The organism is Arthrobacter sp. A5, from assembly GCF_051131705.1.
Lineage (GTDB): Bacteria > Actinomycetota > Actinomycetes > Actinomycetales > Micrococcaceae > Arthrobacter_M.
On record NZ_CP180316.1, the window covers coordinates 2,593,828 to 2,610,876 of the forward strand.

The following is a 17,049-nucleotide window of genomic DNA, read 5'->3' on the forward strand; positions in this document are numbered from 1 at the left end:
CGGCATCCACCGACCGCCCGAGGAGCCGTATCCCGACCCCCAAATGCCGGGTTGGGGGGTTGCTGCTTAGCGTGAATGGGGCAGGATGTTGTGTATGCCGATCGATGTCGAAGCCGTGCGCCGTGAGACCCGCGGTGTTCAGCGGGTGACTCACCTGAACAATGCGGGCAGCGCGCTGGTCCCGCGCCCCGTGATGGACAGCGTTGTGGCTCACTTGCGCCGTGAGGAAGAGATAGGCGGCTACGAAGCGGCGGAAGAAGCTGCTGATCGGCTGGAGAACGTGTACTCCTCCGTGGCGCGGCTGGTCGGGGCGGAGCCGAAGGAGATTGCCCTGGCCGAGAACGGGAGCCGCGCCTGGGCGATGGCTGTGTACAGTATTCCCTTTGTCCGCGGGGCGCGGATCCTGATTGGCCGCACGGAGTACGTCAGCAACGTCATTGCGCTGCGGCAGCTGGCGCTTCGCCATGATCTGCGGATAGTAGTGCTCGAGGACGATTCCTACGGGCAGGTGGATGTGGATCAGCTGCAGCACGAGCTTGATCGCGGAAACGTGGCGTTGGTCGCGTTGACCCATGTGCCGATGGCTAACGGTCTGGTGAATCCGGCGGCGGAGGTGGGCCGGCGCTGCCGTGCTGCCGGGGTGATGTTTGTCCTCGATGCCTGCCAGTCGGTGGGCCAACTGCCGCTGGACGTGCAGTCCTTGGGCTGTGATGTCCTGACGGGGACAGGGCGGAAGTTTCTGCGCGGACCGCGCGGCACCGCATTCCTCTATGTGCGTCGATCGGTGCTGGACCGGCTTGAACCGGTCCTGCTGGACCAGCATTCCGCCGTCGGCTCCGGTCCCGTCTCCTATGAAGTCCGCGGCGATGCCCGCCGTTTCGAGAGCTGGGAGGCCAGCGCTGCCGGCAGGCTGGGCCTGGGACGGGCAGTTGATTACGCCCTGGACCTGGGACTGGACGCTATCCAGGCCCGTGTGGCCGGCCTGGCGGAACTGCTGCGGGCCGGACTCGGTGCAGTTCCCTGCCTCACCGTCCACGACCGGGGGCTTACCCGGTGTGGCATCGTCACGTTTTCGGTGCAGGGACGCGACGCCGAGGCCATCAGGTGGCGGCTGGCGCAACACCGGATCAATGTCTCCGTGGCCCCCCTGGTCACTGCCCCGTCCGACCCGGCCCTCCAGTGGGCATCGGCGCCGACGATGGTCGTGCGGGCCTCGGCGCACTATTACAACACCGAGGACGAAATCCTGCGCCTGGTTGACACCCTTGGCGTGAACGGCACTTGACCCAATACCGTTTACTTAGGCTTGGGGATGCGTTTGAGTGGCCAGTTGGACATTTTGCGTTTGATGACCCGGGGGTTGGATCTGGATCTTCGCAGGAGGCAGCAGCTCGTGGAGGATTTCGGTGGCGAAGGCCACGAAGCAGTTTTTAGCCTGTTTTTGAGGGGGGAAAAGCCGGGCTGCCGGCGAGGGAACGCCTGGCAGCCCGGAGAGTCCTGGTGAAGGAAATCCTAAGGGGTCTTCTTCGAAGTGTTGGGCGACCCCGGCGATCAGGGACCTGAAAAGCATGTATCCGCAGATGGCACGGGAGTAGTCATCCAGGATGGTGGTGAGCCATGGCCGGACCGTGTGCTGCTCGGCATCCAGAACCAAGATATCGAGCTCGGTGTGGTCGGCCTGCCAGACCGCATTCGGGCGCTCGGCCCGCCGCCTCCACACCAGCTCATATCGATCGCGGTATGCGACGGAGCCTTGATGCACCATGGTCAGCATTCCCGGATCCAGCCCGGTCGTGATCGAGCGTACCGTCGAGTAAGACAGGGGCGCCCAGCCGCGTTGGACGGCCAGGGCATTGGCTTGCCTGTGGATCGCGGCCGTGGTCCGGCGCGGTTTCAGGAGGGCGAGTCCCTCGACCAAGTTGATGAGTTCCGGCGGTGAGCGGCGTCCGCTCTTTCGGGGTGCGGACGGTTCCAGCCCATCCTTTCCGCACGTCTTGAAGGTCCAATGCCAACGCTGGAGGGTCCTCAACCCAACATGGTTTTCCGCGGCCAAGACCGTGAGGGGGACCCCGTCTTCGACATGCCGTCGCAAGGCTTCCCAGCGCGCCGACGCCTTCTTGGCCTGGCTGCTAGCGTTCCTTTCACCCAAGGACTCGCCGTAGTGACCCATGGCTATTTGGAGGCCTTCGCATTGGCTGGTGGGTTACGCTGCAGGCCGCGGGTTCTTGGGTTGGCATGGTATTTCGGGGACCAGCGTGTCAGTGTCAGCAGCGGCACCCCCGGCTCGTCGGAGATGCGCCTCCCTAAGGCGCCATCATCGTGCTGGCCCAGCCATGCGAGTTTCTCTGCAACGCTCCACTGGGCGATTGAGGTTCACCGACTCTTGAGGGATCTGGCGTCTGCGCCGAGGTGGCGGTAAAGCGTCGCACGACTCCACCCGACCAGGTGTGCCGCGTCTTCCGCGGTGCGCCCTTTCGCGCGGGCGTCCTTCGCGATCGCGAGCTTGTCGGCGATCACCGTGGGGTCGGAGAGTGGCCGACCAAAAAGGGTGCCGCTTTGTCGTGCCGCGGCGATCCCGGCGTTGACGCGCTCAACGATCAGCTCGCGCTCATACTCGGCCAAGGAGGCCAGCATGTTCAGCATCATCCGCCCGGTCGAGGTCGCCGGGTCGATCCCGTCCGAGATGGACCGGACCTGCACGCCGCGTTCACGCAACAGGTTTACGGTGTTCAAAACATCGATCAGGGACCGGCCGAGCCGGTCGACCCGGTCGACAACCACGGTGTCTCCTGCTTCGGCGTATTCAAGCAGCTTCTTCATCCCGGGTCGCTCGATCGCAGTCCGGCTACCGGAAGTGACATCGGCGAACACATCCCTCTTCTGCACCCCGGCAGTGACCAACGCATCAAGCTGCAACTTCGCATCCTGGCTCGATGTACTCACACGCGTGTATCCCAAATGTCTCACACCATCATTTCGGCTTAGAAACCCCTGACCGGCAACCAGCTAAGACACTTTATGGTGGGATGGCTTTTCGAGACATCTGGTGCCCCGCCTCTCCAGCGCAGAGGGTCAAGGCATGGCGACGCATGACAATGTCTCAAGAAGCTGTAGATTTTCGAGACGCGCCAGTCCCTTAGGTTCGGAGTCCTGCTTTTGAACGTTTGATGGCGAGTATGTCTGTGTCCGATGGTGAGAGGATGATCTGGTGAGGCCAAGTGTGGACTTACTTCTGCAGCGACCTCGAGGGCGTCGTCTGTGTCTTGAAGTGGCGATGCAGCTGGAGGCAATCGAGTTCAGATAAGTAGAACACGCGCTTGGCAGCCGGGACACCAGGGTCGTCAGCTCTGGTGAGCAACCCCGTGATGTCCTGAGCCGCCCGGCCACGAGTGGCCGACACCGGGCCATCCCTGTTACCGCAATAAGCGCGTCCGGCATCGCGCGGTTAGCTGGACCGTCAATCCTTGAGCCAGCGAAAAGTCACACGAGCACCAGCCGGCAGCCGGTCGAGATCGCCCAAGCGATAAACCCAACGCTTGGCGCCGCCGAACTTCGCTTTGCGAAACTCCAATTGCTGACCGCTTCGTACCTGAGACGCCCACAAGGTCACGCGATCGGATGTTCGGGCACCTTCCGTGAAGATGTCAAAAATACCGACCGGATCCTCCCCGTCGGATACCCGAATCATCTTCCACCAGCGGACCTGAGGAGCAGCCTCGAGGACGAACTCGATATTGAGCGGGTTGACAGCTCCGTATTCGATACCGACTGAGATTACGTCACCGTCTGGAAGAGTCCGAGCGAGCTGCATGGCCTGCCAGGAAAAGCAGATGTCCTCGTCGATGTAACGATCATAGAGGGGCGGCGCCACGATTGAGCGGTCACTGGACGTCTTGACCTTCTGCTGGTTGTCTGGCGGCATCCAGGGTCGTATTTGTGTTCCCTTGCCCCCACTCCAAGGCAGCATGTTCTCGGTGATCGAATGGTCGCTTCCCTTTTCGCCATAAGTCTCGTCCGGTAGAAGTCGCCACGAATAGGCCCGAGAATCGCCGACCCGGCGCAGCTGCCAACTGGCCCATAGACGGTCGACGTTTGAATGCAGGAGGAAGACGAAAGGGTCCTGAAATGCGAAGTGTGCAGGATCGGATGGCACTGAGGCAACACGACCCGGACCAGTCGTTCCCGCGAGATTTCCGCCGATGTAGAAGTGAACAAGCCCGTGCTGACGCTGTAGTTCAGTTTGCATTGCGTCGAATTGTTGTGCGCGGGGCTTGTCGTCGCCGCTGCTGATGATCTGGTTGTCGCTGGTGATTGGCCATGGTTCTGGACCCTGATTTGGTGCCCCATCGGCTACAAACCTTGTTACCAACGTCGGCGGAAGCTCAGGATGATATGACCCGGGCGGCTCATATCGGCTCCCCCTCCGCACCCCGTCGTTGTCAAAGCCATCGAAAGGCGGCCCCATCCTGTCCTGGGCAGCTCCCATGAACTCCTCAGTGAACAGATCGACCTCTCCGCCGCGACCATCCGGTACTTTCCGCGGATCCGTCTGCCAATCCCAGTAGTGCAACGCGACGCCGGAATCCACCCGACGGAGCAGTGCCTCGAAACGGTTAATGAGCTCGCGATGCCACGGCAGAAACGCCGCGCTGCCATGGACGTGAGTCGCTTGGTGAATTTGGTCCTGCTTGAACCATTCCGTGACACCGTCGGGATATAGCCTCCGGTTAAGTTCAAGGATTGCGTCGCGAAGACGATCGCGCTCGGCGACAGAAATCGAGGCGACGTTCCGCCTCACCGCGGGGGGTAGCGGTGAACCGTCGGACGTGTGCCCACTGAGACAGTCGGGAAGCCTGTTCAGATTGTTGGCCTCAGAGTCATCAGGTCCTGTGCGTAGGTAAGGGCCCGCAGGATCATCAACCACAAAAAGAGTCACGCGAGGTTCCGAGTCAATCTGCACGTAGTACGCGAAAAGGTGGCCTCGAATGTCCTCAATTACCGCAGAAACGCTGCGCGGCGACCAGTCCGCGCCGTCACCACACACGGCAAGTGTGTGTCCGGTTGCGTCCCGAAAAGCGCTGGTTACGTGACGATCTAGCACATCCGTCTCCCTAGCTAGGGCTGTGTGATTCCACTCACCAATCTTCCCTCAGCTAAGCGTACGACAGAGATCGTCACAAAAACATCGTCACAAAACACTGCAATCCACAACCCGGGACCTGCAGTTCGACGCCTTGGCCTTACCAGGCTCTGGACACCTTGCGCGACGGCGACACCCTGGTGGTGTGGAAGCTGGGCCGTCTCGGCCGGAGCGTGAAAGACCTCCTGGACTTTGCCGGAGGCCTGAACGAACGTGGGATAGGCTTCGTCAGCCTCACCGACGCGATCGACAGCACTACCGTCTCCGGACGCTTCTTTTTCAACGTGATGGCATCCCTGGCCCAGATGGAACGGGAGCTCATGGTCGAACGTACACAGGCCGGCCTGCAGGTCGCGCGCGAACAAGGCAGGGGTCGGCGGCCGCAAACGCGTCATGACGGAAGCCAAGATCCGATCCGGACGGAAACTTCTCAACCGAGGAACACCGCCGCGGGAAGCTGCCAGCAGCCTCGGTGTATCTGTTCCCACCCTCTACCGGTGGGTTCCGGCAGCAGACGCTGCTGAGGCTTCGGCTCAATAGCCGCTGCCGTTTCGTGTAGTCGACTTCTAAAAAGTGACGGTTTGCGCAGGGGAGTATTGAGCGGAATGCAGTTCTATGCAAGGGACCTCTGACATTTCCATGTTCGCATTCGTCTGCACAGCCCCGGAATTCCGCGGGAGCGGGTGCAGACGAGTACTGAAAATGGCACAACTTCGCGAAAACTAGAGCATTACCGCCGCAGCGTTCGCTCGGTCTGTGAGACGTCGCAAATAAGGCGACCTTAGTTACAGGTTCACCGGGTGTGCTATCCGATGATCAGGACGTTGAAGACTACCCCGACTTTTGTTGACTTGGGGTCTTAGTCCGCGGTGAGCGCGGTCCGGTTGATTGTTTCATATTCAATCGGCGTCAGTTTGCCCAGCCTGCTCTGCCTTCGTCGGCGGTGGTAAGTGCTTTTGATTCCCGACATTTAGATAAAACAGCGTAGTGCCTCATGTCAAGATGCTCGTCAAATGAATACTGCGTGCCTCATCTAATATGCTCGCGAAATTATTAGGCCACCCGTGTTGATTGGGAGTGAGTCTTGGCTGCCGCGAGCCTGATGAGCTGGTCTTGGATGTCCACGATCCGTCTGGTTAAGGCAGCTAAATCAACGCTTCGGTATAGCTTTTCCATGGCTGCACGCTCCGGCGGCAGCATGATGCCGGTGTCCTTGACCCAGTCCGCTGGGGTGCGGGGCGCATCGTAGTCCCGGACATGTTTCCCCGTTCGGGTGAGCCAGTAGCCGATGGCTTTCTTGGTGGGCAGGAACAGGTTCTTGCGCAGGTTCACCAATGGCCAGAGCTCGTTGAGTAGAGCGAGTTCGGTCTCAGTGTCGTAGCGGTAATTGAATGCTGAGCGGCGCACGATATCCCCGTTTTTTTGCTCCACGAACGGGTTGTCGTTCGAGTGGTGGGGCCGTGAGCGGGTCATGCGGATGTTCTGGCTATCAGCCCACGCAGCGACGGGATCATTAAGAAATTCAGAGCCATTGTCCGAACTAAGCCGAGGAAAGAATCCCAATTCCCCGCAGAACATGGACCGCAGCACGGTCCCTCGGCTTAGCGTTGTCCTCGGCATAATCACTATGCAAATGGTCGATCGGGTACGGGAACTGGTGCTGGATTTAAGCCAAGGCTTGGGCAACCCATTTGGCGGCCTTGTTTTTGATGGCTTGGTTCACCGTCCAGCCAGTGAACGGATCAGTCACGGTGAGCGTGAAGGCGTATTGGCCTTTAGCCGTGTTTCCGCAGTGCGCGACGGTATCGATGGCGACCAGCCCCAGGACTCCTGACCTAGCGCTTTAATCGCTGAGCGACGTTTCGCGTTTCTTTGTCTCGAATCGCAGGATCCGGTCCGTGCCTGGGTAACGGGTTTCGGTGCTGGTGAGGTGGTCGCAGAGTTCGGCGATCGCGGCCGTGGCCCGTTTGGTGGGGAGGGGGTCGAGGCGGATGGTGAGGTAGCCGTCCCGGCCGGGGTCGATGTCGCCGCTGGTCGTGAGAGCCTGCCGGATCAGGGCGTGGGCTTCGTCGTCGGCGCGGGCGTAGCCGGTGTTGGTGCGGATCTCCCTGGCCAGGGTGGACGCGGTGTTGAACGCGGCCATCCGGATCGCGTGGGTGAGCAGTTTCGTCTCGGTGTCCAGGACCTGCTGGCCCGGGGCGATGTCACCAAGGGGTACCCGGGCCGGGATCTCCTTATGCACCGCCTGCGCCTCCTCGAAGACGGTTTGGGCGGTGAAAAGGTCCGCGGTGATCGCGTTGTGCCCGGCATTGGTGATCAGGACCGTGGCCGTTCCCGGCGCCGGGGTCCGGGCCGCCAGCAACGCGGCATCGGTGTCGGCGAGGGCCTTCCCGTACCGGGTTTTGGCGGTAAGTACGTTCTGGTAGGCCTTGCGTTTGGCCGGGTTCGGCACCGACCGTTCCGGATCATCATCGGTACTGGTGTAGGCGTCGTGGGAATCCAGGGCGAAGCGGATCCTGGCGTAGCGGAAGTAGTTCTCCTGCCGCCACCTGGCACCCATACGGTAAATCGCTTCCCCGGTAGCGAGGTCTGTGTCGGTGGTGAGGATGTGGATCTGCCGTAACCCGCCTGCCGGGACCTTGACCTTGCGGCTGATCTGGCGCATCGACAACACTTCCCCGGTAGTTCCGACAGGCACCTCGACCCGGATGTCGGCCGCGGCCCAGGACCGGGTTTGTCCGTGTTCATCGGTGTGCGTGACCTCGCTGAAGAGGGAGTCGTCGATGTCCCCGGTGGTGCCCTTGCGCCAGGTCAGCACATCAAAACCTGCTGAACTCATGTGTTGGAACAGGGCCGGGGACCAGCCGCCCCGGTCGAAACCGACCAGCACCCTGCGGTCATCGCCGATAATCAATCGCAGGGTCGGCAGGAGCCGGCGCAGTTCCCCGGTCAGCGCGGCCCCGGGTTCGGCCATGACCACCAGCACCGGGGACCCGTGTCCGTCGGCGACCCAGGTCTCCTCGGTCGCCGGGACCGGGAACTTCAACCTCGTGGAATGGACCTTCCCGATCTTCCTCGTGCCCTGATAGGCGCGGACATGCCCGTCAACGTAGAGCACCGCGGCCAGACCCCCGCCCTCCTCGTCACCGCTGCCGTTCAGGTGTCTGGTTGCCATCGCGGTCAGCAGTTCCCCGGCCCTGCCGGTCCCGGCCAGGGCCGCGGTTTTGCGGCGGAGGGTTTTCACTTCCGGCGCCCGGTCCAGACCCAGCACCCGTCCCATCGCGACCGGGTCGATCCGGGTTATCCCCTCGGCCCGGGGTTCCCCGGCCAGGGCCTGAAACACCGCCCCGGTGAGGATGGTGTCCAGACCGTAAAACCCGTTCGGCAACGCCCCGAACACCTCCTTCGCACACTCCAGCAATCCGGTGTTCACCAGGGCGGGCAGGGCCAGGAACAGCCCGGCCAACGGCACCCGGGCCGCCGGGGCGAACGCCGGGGCCGCGCATTCCAGCAGCCCGGTCCGGGCCCAGGCCCGTTCCCCGGACCGGTCCGCCGCAGCCGGCAGAACCGGCAGCCCTTCCGCCGGTTCGGTGATGACGGGACCGGCTTCCGGGTCCTGCCGGGACGGGTGCGCAGTGGCCGGTTCCTGTGCGGCGGTTTCCATGGCCAATGTCCGCCGGACGGTGAATTCGGAGACACCCACTTTCGCACCGACTGCGCGCAGTGGCAGGCCGGTGGAGCGCAAGGCGCGGATCTCGGACATCATGGATTCCGTCAGCCGGCTGGGCCCCCTCGGGCCCGGCTTTTCCGGGGCCAGACCCAACACCCCATCCATGGCCAGGACCTTGCGCCAGCGCCACAACGTGCCCGGATCCACACCGAAAGCGGCAGAAATCTCCGCCACCGACGCGGCCTTAATGTCCGCCAGTTTCGCCGCCGTGAACCGGCGCGTCGCGGTTTCCCCGACATCCCAGGCGTAAGAGAGTTCCCCATGAACAAAAGCCCTGCCACCCGTCTCATCCTCGACCAGCGACACCGCCAGACCAATCGGGACGGCACCGGCGTCCATGGCCATCGGAAGGGGCAGTTGAGATGTCATCACGCCCATCATCCACCCCTCCCGAAGCCGCCGATTATCTTGCTTAGATTCTATCGCGTCTGAGGGAAAATTAACAGCCGACCACTCAACAAAAACACCGGAATCACACGGAAGCCATCGCGACAGTCACGCCCTATGTCCAGAGTCCTGAGCCCTGGTTGCCTGTCAATGATTGGGATCCGAGTCATGATTGGAATCTGCTCGGTATGGCGGTTCTTTCGGGACCGGGTGGTGGATTTCCCAGTCGGGTAGAGCTTGAGCTTGTACGGGGCCAGCAACCGGTCGATGGTTGCCGCGCTCATGGCCAGCAGCTGCTCCCTCACGGCTGGGCCATAGCGCGTCCGAGAAGGACCGAAAAGACCCCGGGCTGGCATGGGCCTCCATGTTCGCCAGGGTCGCTGCCATGGCCGGGGCAAGGTACTTCCCGCAGGGCTCCCCGGCGATTACCCAGACCCGCTGCAACACCAACACCGTGTCATAGCTGTAGCTACGCGGACGGGGCTTTCGCTTCACCGCCTAGGCCGGCCCGCGCCGGATCAGCGCACTGTGGAGTTGACGGCGGGCATTGGCCCGGGACCAACCAACCTCGGCCACCAAACGGTCCAGAACCTCACCGCGGCCCTTCTTCGAAGCCCGAAAATACTCCGCAGCTTCCTTCTTCGTGATTTCCCTGCGCGCAGACAACGTCAACCCATAACCCATCCCTCCAGCACACCAAGAGTGCCCGGCCGTGACCAGAGGTTTCGCGAGCATTTCTCGAATGAGGCACGCACCCCATTTCGCGAGTACTTTAGCTGAGTCTCGTCGAACAGTTGACAGGCTAATAGCTCATTTTTTATAATGCGTCTCTAAGAGAAAGCCGTAATTGCCGGCTGGTTGGATTACCTAGCTCTGACAAGCCGCGCGCAGGTCCCCGCTTCGTGTCCGTACCCGCCTTCCCGCAATCAGGTTCCGTTCAAGCAAGGACAGGATCATGTCTGGCACATATGTAATTGAGGAGTCGCGCGACCCGGTCGTCTTCTCTGACAGCCCTGACTCTCCGGCCGCTGAGTTTCTGGTCGAAGAAAGACCGCGTTCGATCAGCGACCTCTATCGCCTCGGAATCATCCACCCCGCAATTCCGGAGGAAGACCTGAACGATATCCGACGAAGTCTTGAGCATGCCTCTGTGCCCGATGTGGTTTTCTCCGAGGGCAACCATGGCGTTGTGTCGTCCCGAGAGTTCGATGGGATTGCAACCATACCGCTCGAGGTCGTAATGGTGCGTGACGCGGTCAGGCGCGCAACGTCGATGCTTATTGCTCGCGGCCATTCTCCCGCCCTGGCGAAGCTGACAGCTGAGAAAGGTGCGCGTTTCATTTCACCGGTCCGCGACGCATTTCCAGTGTGGAAGGAGGTCCGGTTTCTGGACCGCGACCTCGAAGTGCGTGGCCTGTTGTTCCTCAAGCGATCGATCAACGCGCTAACGGCCGGGAACGTGAAGTTCCATACGCATGGTTGGATTTTCCCGGAAAGTAGCCACTTCCTGCTCACCTGCAACGAGATGGTCGGTGTTCCCACTAACCCACTAGAGATTCCGCTGGTGGTCGAAGAAATGAGCAAGCCTGGGCCTCATCCGCCCATTGAGGGCTATACGGATCGTCTAGCCGTGTCCGAGATCTTAGCTCGAGTAGAGGCGGTCACTAGCGGCTGGCGCTGAACTTTTTCAGCAGTAAGCCATCAGACACTCATCCTCACCGGAACAGGAGACTCATCATGGGTGGCATCGACAAGCGAGGAACGGATGGCGGCGAAGGCGCGGTTGGCGCCGCAGGGGGGGACGGACCGCAGGGACAAGGGGGGTTTAATGCGGTGTGCAGCGGCTGGTTCTTCGTCGGAGACACTGGTGCCACACGTGGCGGGCGTGGCGGCGACGGCGGGGTCGGCGGGCCCGGCGCGGATGGTTTGCCGGGCGGCAAGGGCGGCACCGTTGAACTACACGTGAGAGTCCTCGGCAGCGACGTATCAGTCGACGCTTCAGGCGGCAACGGAGGAAAGGGTGGCAACGGCGGAAAAGGCGGCAACGGCGGCAAGGGCGGCAAGGGCGGCGACGGAAACGACTGCGAACCCGGCGCTTATGGCGGCGCAGGAGGGAACGGAGCCCAAGGCGGCGTCGGAGGCCGGGGCGGCGACGCGGGCGCGGCCGGCGATATCCTTGTCTTCTACATTTCCGACCAGAGCGGTGGCCAAAGCGTGTTCAAGGCGAAGTCAGGAGACCCCGGCAAAGGTGGAGACCCGGGCCCGGGTGGGGCTGCGGGGGTCACCGGAGACAGCGGCGCCCGAGGCGACTTCAGCCACGCGACCACTGACCCTGGCCAGCCATCCACACCGGGCCTTGCGGGGCCCAGCGGCGCTCCCGGTCAAATGGGCACAGCGCGCGATGACAAAGACAAGGTCAAATTCCAGCAGGTCACTGTGATTTAGTATCCGCCATCGCGCCCTAACATGGCTCGCACGGAACCCCAGTATCTTCGGGCATGAAGAGGACGAAACTGCACGAAAACCTGCATGCGTGTGCAGACGAAGGCAAGTCTTTCCTCAGCGCGATTGAGGTGGATTCATGTAGGAGACTGACACGGCGGCCGTGGATGAATCCAGCTCGGGCGATCCCGCTCCGGTTCCTTTACGGAAGGTCAGCCGTCGACTTACTTGTACTTTGTGCGATCCCCCGAATTTGGCGCTGTGAATTCTCATGACTGTATCTCCTAATCCATCAGGCGACCCGGCTGGCCTTCCTATTCCGGGGGCGGGCTATACAGACGGGTTCGAAATACAACAGCATAATCGGCTCTTCAGAATTGAGAGTGTAGTGGCTCTTCAGAATTGAGAGTGTAGTCAGCGTTGCCGCGTGAGGAGTCCGGGGCGGGAGGTTGTTTCGGTTGAGGTGAGGGCCTTGGGAGAGAATCGGATTGTCTAGATCTTGATTCCTCTTGCCTCTTGGCCCTCGTGTTCCACGCTACCTTCCATAGCCCTGACCTGACCACATTCTGCCGCCTCGATGAGCTCGGACTCGAGGCCACGGGGCAGTACCTGAGCCGCGATCAGGCCGTCCTGGCCTGCCGTGTTGTTGATCCGGATGACTGGTGCCGGAACTGCGGGAGTCAAGGCATCCCTCGGGACACGGTGACTCGTCGGCTGGGCCATGAACCCTTCGGTTGGCGCCCAACCACACTGCTGCTGAGAGTGCGCAGGTACAAATGCTCTGGGTGTGGGAAAGTATGGCGGCAAGACACGTCCAAGGCCGCCGAACCGCGGGCGAAACTCTCCCGCCGCGGGCTGCGGTGGGCGTTGGAAGGAATCGTGTGCCAACACCTCACTGTCGCCCGCGTTGCCGAAGGCCTGGGCGTGACCTGGAAATACCGCGAACAAGGCCGTCCTGGCCGAAGGCAAGTGTGTGTTGATTGATGACCCGCACCGGTTCGACGCGGTCAAGGTCATTGGTGTCGATGAGCATGTTTGGCGGCACACCCGCCGCGGAGACAAGTACGTCACCGTCATCATTGATCTCACACCGATCCGTGATGGCACGGGCCCTTCCCGCCTGCTGGACATGGTCGAAGGCCGCCCAAAACGGCTCTTCGCATTTGAGCATGGTTAGGGCGGCCTAAGAATTGGGATTTGTGGGATGTTCTCCGGCCTGCGCGGCGTGGCGTGAGGCGGAACGAGGTCAGGGTCTCCTTGAATTGGTAGCGACCAAGCTTCCAATCATAAAAGAGACCCTGACTTGTCTAATTCTATGTCCTGCCCGAATGGGCGCTGGTGCGAACGGGCAGACACGATGTTCGCCGTCGACGGCGTGCACGTCATCTCTGCCGCGAATGCTGCCAGCAGACTCCTCCTTCATGTCGAAACCGATCAGAACACCACCGGTTGCCCGGACTGCGGGGTTGTGGCGATCGGCCACGGCCGCCGTAAAGTCCGCCTGCACGACGCACCGTCGTTGGGGCGGCCGGTGTCCCTGGTCTGGGTTAAGCGGGTATGGCGGTGTCCGGACACCGGCTGCCCCAGAGGCACCTTCACCGAGGAACACGCCCTGGCCGGTCGTCGGGCGAAACTCACGACCCGGGCCGTGCACTGGGCCGTGGACGCACTGGAACGCTTCGATACCTCCGTCTCGGCCCTGGCACACCAGCTCGGCGTGGCGTGGCGGACCGTCTGGGACGGAATCGAAGCCGAAGCACTCCGGCGGCTCGCGGACAAGGTCCGGCTGACCGGGGTGGACGCCCTCGGCGTTGACGAGCATGTCTGGTCCCATACCGGCTTCCCCGGCACGGGCATGGTCACCGGGATCGTGGACCACACCCGCGATGAGAAGGGCCGTGTTCATGCCCGGCTGCTGGATCTTATGCCGGGACGGTCGGGGAAGGTCTACGCGGACTGGATCAAGGCCCAGGGCAAGGACTTCGCCGAGGGGATCAAGGTCGCAACACTGGATCCATTCCGTGGTTACGCCAACGCCGTCCGTGATGAGCTACCCGAAGCAATCACCGTCGTTGACGCATTCCACGTCGTAAAGCTTGGTGGTGCTGCTCTGGACGATGTCCGCCGCCGCGTCCAACAAAGCACCCTGGGACACCGCGGACGTAAAGGGGACCCGCTCTTTGGGATCCGCCGCACCCTGCAGATCGGTGCCGAACACCTCAACGACAAACAGGCCAAACGGCTGGAGGACAAACTCATCGCCGGAGATCCCGGCCATGAAGTCACGCTGGCCTGGCAGTGCTACCAGAAGCTCCGGGATGTATACCACTCCAACCCGGCCAGAGGCCGGGATCTGGTGACCGGGATACTCACTTCTTTCCCGTCCTGTCCGATCCCGGAGATCGCCAGACTCGGCAGGACCCTACGGCAATGGAAGAGCGCGATCCTCGCGTACTTCGAGACACACGGGGCCTCCAACGGACCGACCGAAGCGATCAACGGTGTTATCGAGACCACACGGCGGATCGCCCGCGGATTCCGGAACTTCGACCACTACAGACTCAGATGCCTACTCGCAGCCGGCGGCCATCGCCCATACCGGAAAAAAGCGGCAAACCATGCCTAAATGCGAAGAGCCCCCAAAACAGGTCTTCGCCACCTGGCTAAAAGCACGCCCACAACCGTGGCGGCAAGGGATCGAGGTCGTTGCCATGGACGGGTTCTCCGGGTTCAAGAGCGCCGCCGAAGAGCTCCCCGACGCTGTTCCGGTCATGGATCCGTTCCATGTCATCCGCTTGGCTGGGGAGGCTTTGGATAGCTGCCGCCGGCGCGTCCAGCAGCAGAGCTGCGGGCACCGTGGACGGGCCGGCGACCCACTGTATTCGGCTAGGCTGACGCTTCATACCGGGGCGGATCTGCTCACGGACAAGCAACGTCAACGCCTTGAAACCCTGTTCTCCACGGATACGCATGTCGAAGTTGAAGCGAGCTGGGGCATCTACCAACGCATGGTTGCCGCCTACCGGGAACCAGACCGGCCCAAAGGGCGGGAGTTGATGCAGGCCGTGATCGCAGCCGTCAGCACCGGTGTTCCCAGCGCACTCACCGAGCTCAGAAGACTCGGGCGGACCCTCAATCGCCGGGCAGCAGATGTGTTGGCATACTTCGAGCGACCAGGCACCTCCAACGGGCCAACGGAAGCCATCAATGGCCGGCTCGAACACCTACGCGGATCCGCTCTTGGCTTCCGCAACCTCACCAACTACGTCGCAAGATCACTGCTGGAATCCGGCGGATTCAGACCGAAACTACACCCTCAATTCTGAAGAGCCGGAAATGGAGTATGAAAGACGCTTCAAGCTATCGCCGAGGTTTTCGGCGATAGCAGCGCCATTCATCTCATCGTCGGGTCAGCGCGTTCAGCGCTGTGCTGAAAGTAGCTGGAGACTAGCCTCGAAATTTCATGAGGCGGGATTTCTTGTGGATCAGGGCTGACTGTCTGCCTGATGGTTCCTATTTTGGCATTTGGGTGCGACATTCTGGCCGCTGACCTGGTGGCGGTTGTCGGTGACGGGTTCCACGCCGGTCACGGTGGTGCTGGTTTTGCTTTCTGGTGAGTGCGGACGGATGGCGGTTTTGCCTATGGCGGGCTCAGTGCCGCAACACGTTTCAGCCCTTTGAGCAGCAATTGCACATCTGGTGCTGTTGCGGCCAGATGGAGGATGGTTTGGCGGGCGTGAGTGGCGATTTTCCCGCCGATTTCAAACAGCCGGGCCCTGAGTTTCTTGGGTTCCCAGCGCCTGGCCCTCGTGCCGGTGAAGGCGATCATTTGGGTCCAGGCCATGATCTCGGAGGCGAGCATGACCAGATGACACCAGAGCTCGTTGCCGGCGAAGGCTTGCAACGGCAGGTTCGCCAACCCGGTGTCCTTGGCGTTACGGATCCGGTCTTCACAACGTGCCCTGAGCCGGTGCCGGACCTCCAGGGCGGCCAGCTGGCCTTTTTCTTGGTTCGTGGCGATGGCCGTGTACCGGTGCCCGTCGATGTCAGTGATCCGCAACTGCGCACCCACATGCGGGACTTCCTTGCGAACAATGACCCGCATCCCGTCCGGCCAGGACTTCAAGTCGAGCATCCCGGTAATGTCGGCGACCCACGCGCCGTCACGCTCGGCCCCGTCGCTGTCGTACGCCTTGCTCCACCCGTTTTTGCGGACCAATGGCAAAACGTCGGCAGCGGGGCCGTGGATGGGGAACCCGACGGAGTAGGAGAAGTTGCGGTGTTTGGCGGTCAGCCAGTCCAGGAATCCGTGCGTGCCCCCGGCGGAGTCGGTGCGGATCATGATCTTCCGCCCGGACCGGTACCCCTTGGGCAGCTGCGTGACGGAAGTCCTTGACGACTTGGATGTGGTCCGCCACGGTGTTTGAGCCGGCGTTACCGGGGCGGAGTAGTGTCACCAATGGCTCCCCGGTACCCAGGAGGCCGTGGTCAACGAAGGAACACAACGGATGGAAGCCAAACCCCTTCTTCCAGGTTGGGCGGGCGTCTTCCTTCTCGGAATGCGAATTCAGCAAGGACGCATCCAAGTCGATTACCAAAGGGTTTTCCGTGCTGACACCGTGCAACGGGGAGTCCTCGCCGGCGTGCGCCCACACATGAGCCCTGGCTGCGGCACGGGCAGTGTTGATGGCTGCCAGGACCTTGGCTTTGCCTGGCCTTACCCGTGAGAGCGTGGTGAGGAGTCGACTGATGGTCGGGTCTGAGGCAACGTGCCCGTAAACATCGGGCTGGTTGCGGAGCCGGTCAATGTCAGAAACGAAATCCCCGCCCGTTGCCAAAGACAGCGCCAAATCGGTGAGGATCTTTCCCGGATTGTGGATGGCAAATGGCTTGCGCCACGGCGCCAACGCTTCCGACAACCCCGCAGCGATGCCCGAGCTTTTCACCATCTCGGTCAGGACCACCCCTCCGGCCTGGGACACGACACCGTCGCCGGCGGCATCAACTCGGACAGAGGGGTAAAAACCGGTAAGCTGGTTCACCTGCGAGGTGCTCCTGAATGTGTCTAGGAAATGTTGTGTGGTAACTACATTTTCCCACGTCAGAGGCACCTTTCAGACTTTATTGACGTCGCACGGTCACACCCCGATGAAATCTCGAGGCTAGCTAGTCCGGCGGCGCTGGCGGGTGGCCTGCGCGTTACAGGCATGCGCGCTACCAGCTGGTGAACGTATCGGTGTATGGCGCCCTGCCCCGGTCCACCTCGAATGGCTCGGGCGCGCAGTCCGCGTCACACTCGGCACAGGTGCGGTGCAGGTCGTCGGCGGGTTCGATCACGGCTCAAGCCTCG

Annotated in this window: 12 protein-coding genes and 4 pseudogenes; 8 read left to right on the forward strand and 8 right to left on the reverse strand. The window is 61.9% G+C overall.

Annotated features, from left to right (window positions below):
- Positions 1 to 94: 94 nt before the first annotated feature.
- Positions 95 to 1,285 (forward strand): aminotransferase class V-fold PLP-dependent enzyme, encoded by a 1,191-nt coding sequence (locus ACLLJI_RS12280; RefSeq protein WP_434612623.1) that lies wholly within the window; start codon positions 95 to 97, stop codon positions 1,283 to 1,285.
- 145 nt (positions 1,286 to 1,430) lie between these two features.
- Here the strand turns inward: ACLLJI_RS12280 and ACLLJI_RS12285 are convergent.
- The 3 genes and pseudogenes from ACLLJI_RS12285 to ACLLJI_RS12295 all read right to left on the reverse strand — a co-directional run.
- A pseudogene (locus ACLLJI_RS12285) lies at positions 1,431 to 1,561 on the reverse strand (IS4 family transposase); the annotation flags it as partial.
- Between the two features lie 812 nt (positions 1,562 to 2,373).
- On the reverse strand, positions 2,374 to 2,967 hold the full coding sequence (locus ACLLJI_RS12290) for a recombinase family protein (RefSeq protein ID WP_434612625.1): 594 nt from the start codon (positions 2,965 to 2,967) through the stop codon (positions 2,374 to 2,376).
- A gap of 490 nt (positions 2,968 to 3,457) precedes the next feature.
- Positions 3,458 to 4,936: a tyrosinase family protein gene (locus tag ACLLJI_RS12295; RefSeq protein ID WP_434612627.1), complete on the reverse strand. Its 1,479-nt coding sequence runs from the start codon at positions 4,934 to 4,936 to the stop codon at positions 3,458 to 3,460.
- A 323-nt stretch (positions 4,937 to 5,259) separates the two neighbouring features.
- Here ACLLJI_RS12295 and ACLLJI_RS12300 point away from each other — a divergent pair, with 323 nt between their 5' ends.
- On the forward strand, positions 5,260 to 5,664 hold the full coding sequence (locus tag ACLLJI_RS12300; RefSeq protein WP_434612629.1) for a recombinase family protein: 405 nt from the start codon (positions 5,260 to 5,262) through the stop codon (positions 5,662 to 5,664).
- A 529-nt stretch (positions 5,665 to 6,193) separates the two neighbouring features.
- On the opposite strand, the gene ACLLJI_RS12305 is transcribed toward ACLLJI_RS12300, so the two are convergent.
- The gene (locus tag ACLLJI_RS12305; RefSeq protein ID WP_434612631.1) at positions 6,194 to 6,613 is read right to left on the reverse strand and encodes a hypothetical protein; all 420 of its coding nucleotides are present in this window, start codon (positions 6,611 to 6,613) and stop codon (positions 6,194 to 6,196) included.
- Between the two features lie 154 nt (positions 6,614 to 6,767).
- Between ACLLJI_RS12305 and ACLLJI_RS12310 the strand changes: the two genes are divergently transcribed.
- On the forward strand, positions 6,768 to 6,974 hold the full coding sequence (locus tag ACLLJI_RS12310) for a hypothetical protein (protein ID WP_434612633.1): 207 nt from the start codon (positions 6,768 to 6,770) through the stop codon (positions 6,972 to 6,974).
- A 9-nt stretch (positions 6,975 to 6,983) separates the two neighbouring features.
- Here ACLLJI_RS12310 and ACLLJI_RS12315 read toward each other — a convergent pair whose 3' ends face one another.
- Positions 6,984 to 9,251 (reverse strand): putative transposase, encoded by a 2,268-nt coding sequence (locus tag ACLLJI_RS12315; protein ID WP_434612635.1) that lies wholly within the window; start codon positions 9,249 to 9,251, stop codon positions 6,984 to 6,986.
- Positions 9,252 to 9,755: 504 nt separating this feature from the next.
- Positions 9,756 to 9,941, reverse strand: a complete 186-nt coding sequence (locus tag ACLLJI_RS12320; RefSeq protein ID WP_434612637.1) for a hypothetical protein — start codon at positions 9,939 to 9,941, stop codon at positions 9,756 to 9,758.
- Positions 9,942 to 10,212: 271 nt separating this feature from the next.
- On the opposite strand from ACLLJI_RS12320, the gene ACLLJI_RS12325 reads away from it, so the two are divergent.
- From ACLLJI_RS12325 to ACLLJI_RS12345, 5 genes and pseudogenes are all read left to right on the forward strand, one after another.
- Positions 10,213 to 10,938, forward strand: a complete 726-nt coding sequence (locus ACLLJI_RS12325; protein ID WP_434612639.1) for a hypothetical protein — start codon at positions 10,213 to 10,215, stop codon at positions 10,936 to 10,938.
- Positions 10,939 to 10,994: 56 nt separating this feature from the next.
- Positions 10,995 to 11,702: a hypothetical protein gene (locus tag ACLLJI_RS12330; protein ID WP_434612641.1), complete on the forward strand. Its 708-nt coding sequence runs from the start codon at positions 10,995 to 10,997 to the stop codon at positions 11,700 to 11,702.
- A 522-nt stretch (positions 11,703 to 12,224) separates the two neighbouring features.
- Positions 12,225 to 12,858, forward strand: a pseudogene (locus ACLLJI_RS12335) (ISL3 family transposase); the annotation flags it as partial.
- A 156-nt stretch (positions 12,859 to 13,014) separates the two neighbouring features.
- A complete protein-coding gene (locus ACLLJI_RS12340; protein WP_434621468.1) occupies positions 13,015 to 14,325 on the forward strand; it encodes an ISL3 family transposase in 1,311 nt (436 codons plus the stop codon).
- 16 nt (positions 14,326 to 14,341) lie between these two features.
- Positions 14,342 to 15,025, forward strand: a pseudogene (locus tag ACLLJI_RS12345) (ISL3 family transposase); the annotation flags it as partial.
- Positions 15,026 to 15,339: 314 nt separating this feature from the next.
- Here ACLLJI_RS12345 and ACLLJI_RS12350 read toward each other — a convergent pair.
- Together ACLLJI_RS12350 and ACLLJI_RS12355 are read right to left on the reverse strand one after the other, a co-directional pair.
- Positions 15,340 to 16,741: pseudogene (locus ACLLJI_RS12350) on the reverse strand (IS1380 family transposase).
- Between the two features lie 172 nt (positions 16,742 to 16,913).
- Complete coding sequence (locus ACLLJI_RS12355; protein ID WP_434612643.1) at positions 16,914 to 17,036, reverse strand: hypothetical protein; 123 nt, start codon at positions 17,034 to 17,036, stop codon at positions 16,914 to 16,916.
- Positions 17,037 to 17,049 lie beyond the last annotated feature (13 nt).

What these genes read in the sequence shown, in the direction of transcription:
- ACLLJI_RS12315 (WP_434612635.1), bottom strand. Translation starts at nt 9,251, where the DNA reads ATGATGGGCGTGATGACATCTCAACTGCCCCTTCCGATGGCCATGGAC.
- ACLLJI_RS12330 (WP_434612641.1), top strand. Translation starts at nt 10,995, where the DNA reads ATGGGTGGCATCGACAAGCGAGGAACGGATGGCGGCGAAGGCGCGGTT.
- ACLLJI_RS12340 (WP_434621468.1), top strand. Translation starts at nt 13,015, where the DNA reads ATGTCCTGCCCGAATGGGCGCTGGTGCGAACGGGCAGACACGATGTTC.
- ACLLJI_RS12280 (WP_434612623.1), top strand. Translation starts at nt 95, where the DNA reads ATGCCGATCGATGTCGAAGCCGTGCGCCGTGAGACCCGCGGTGTTCAG.
- ACLLJI_RS12310 (WP_434612633.1), top strand. Translation starts at nt 6,768, where the DNA reads ATGCAAATGGTCGATCGGGTACGGGAACTGGTGCTGGATTTAAGCCAA.
- ACLLJI_RS12320 (WP_434612637.1), bottom strand. Translation starts at nt 9,941, where the DNA reads ATGGGTTATGGGTTGACGTTGTCTGCGCGCAGGGAAATCACGAAGAAG.
- ACLLJI_RS12305 (WP_434612631.1), bottom strand. Translation starts at nt 6,613, where the DNA reads ATGACCCGCTCACGGCCCCACCACTCGAACGACAACCCGTTCGTGGAG.
- ACLLJI_RS12325 (WP_434612639.1), top strand. Translation starts at nt 10,213, where the DNA reads ATGTCTGGCACATATGTAATTGAGGAGTCGCGCGACCCGGTCGTCTTC.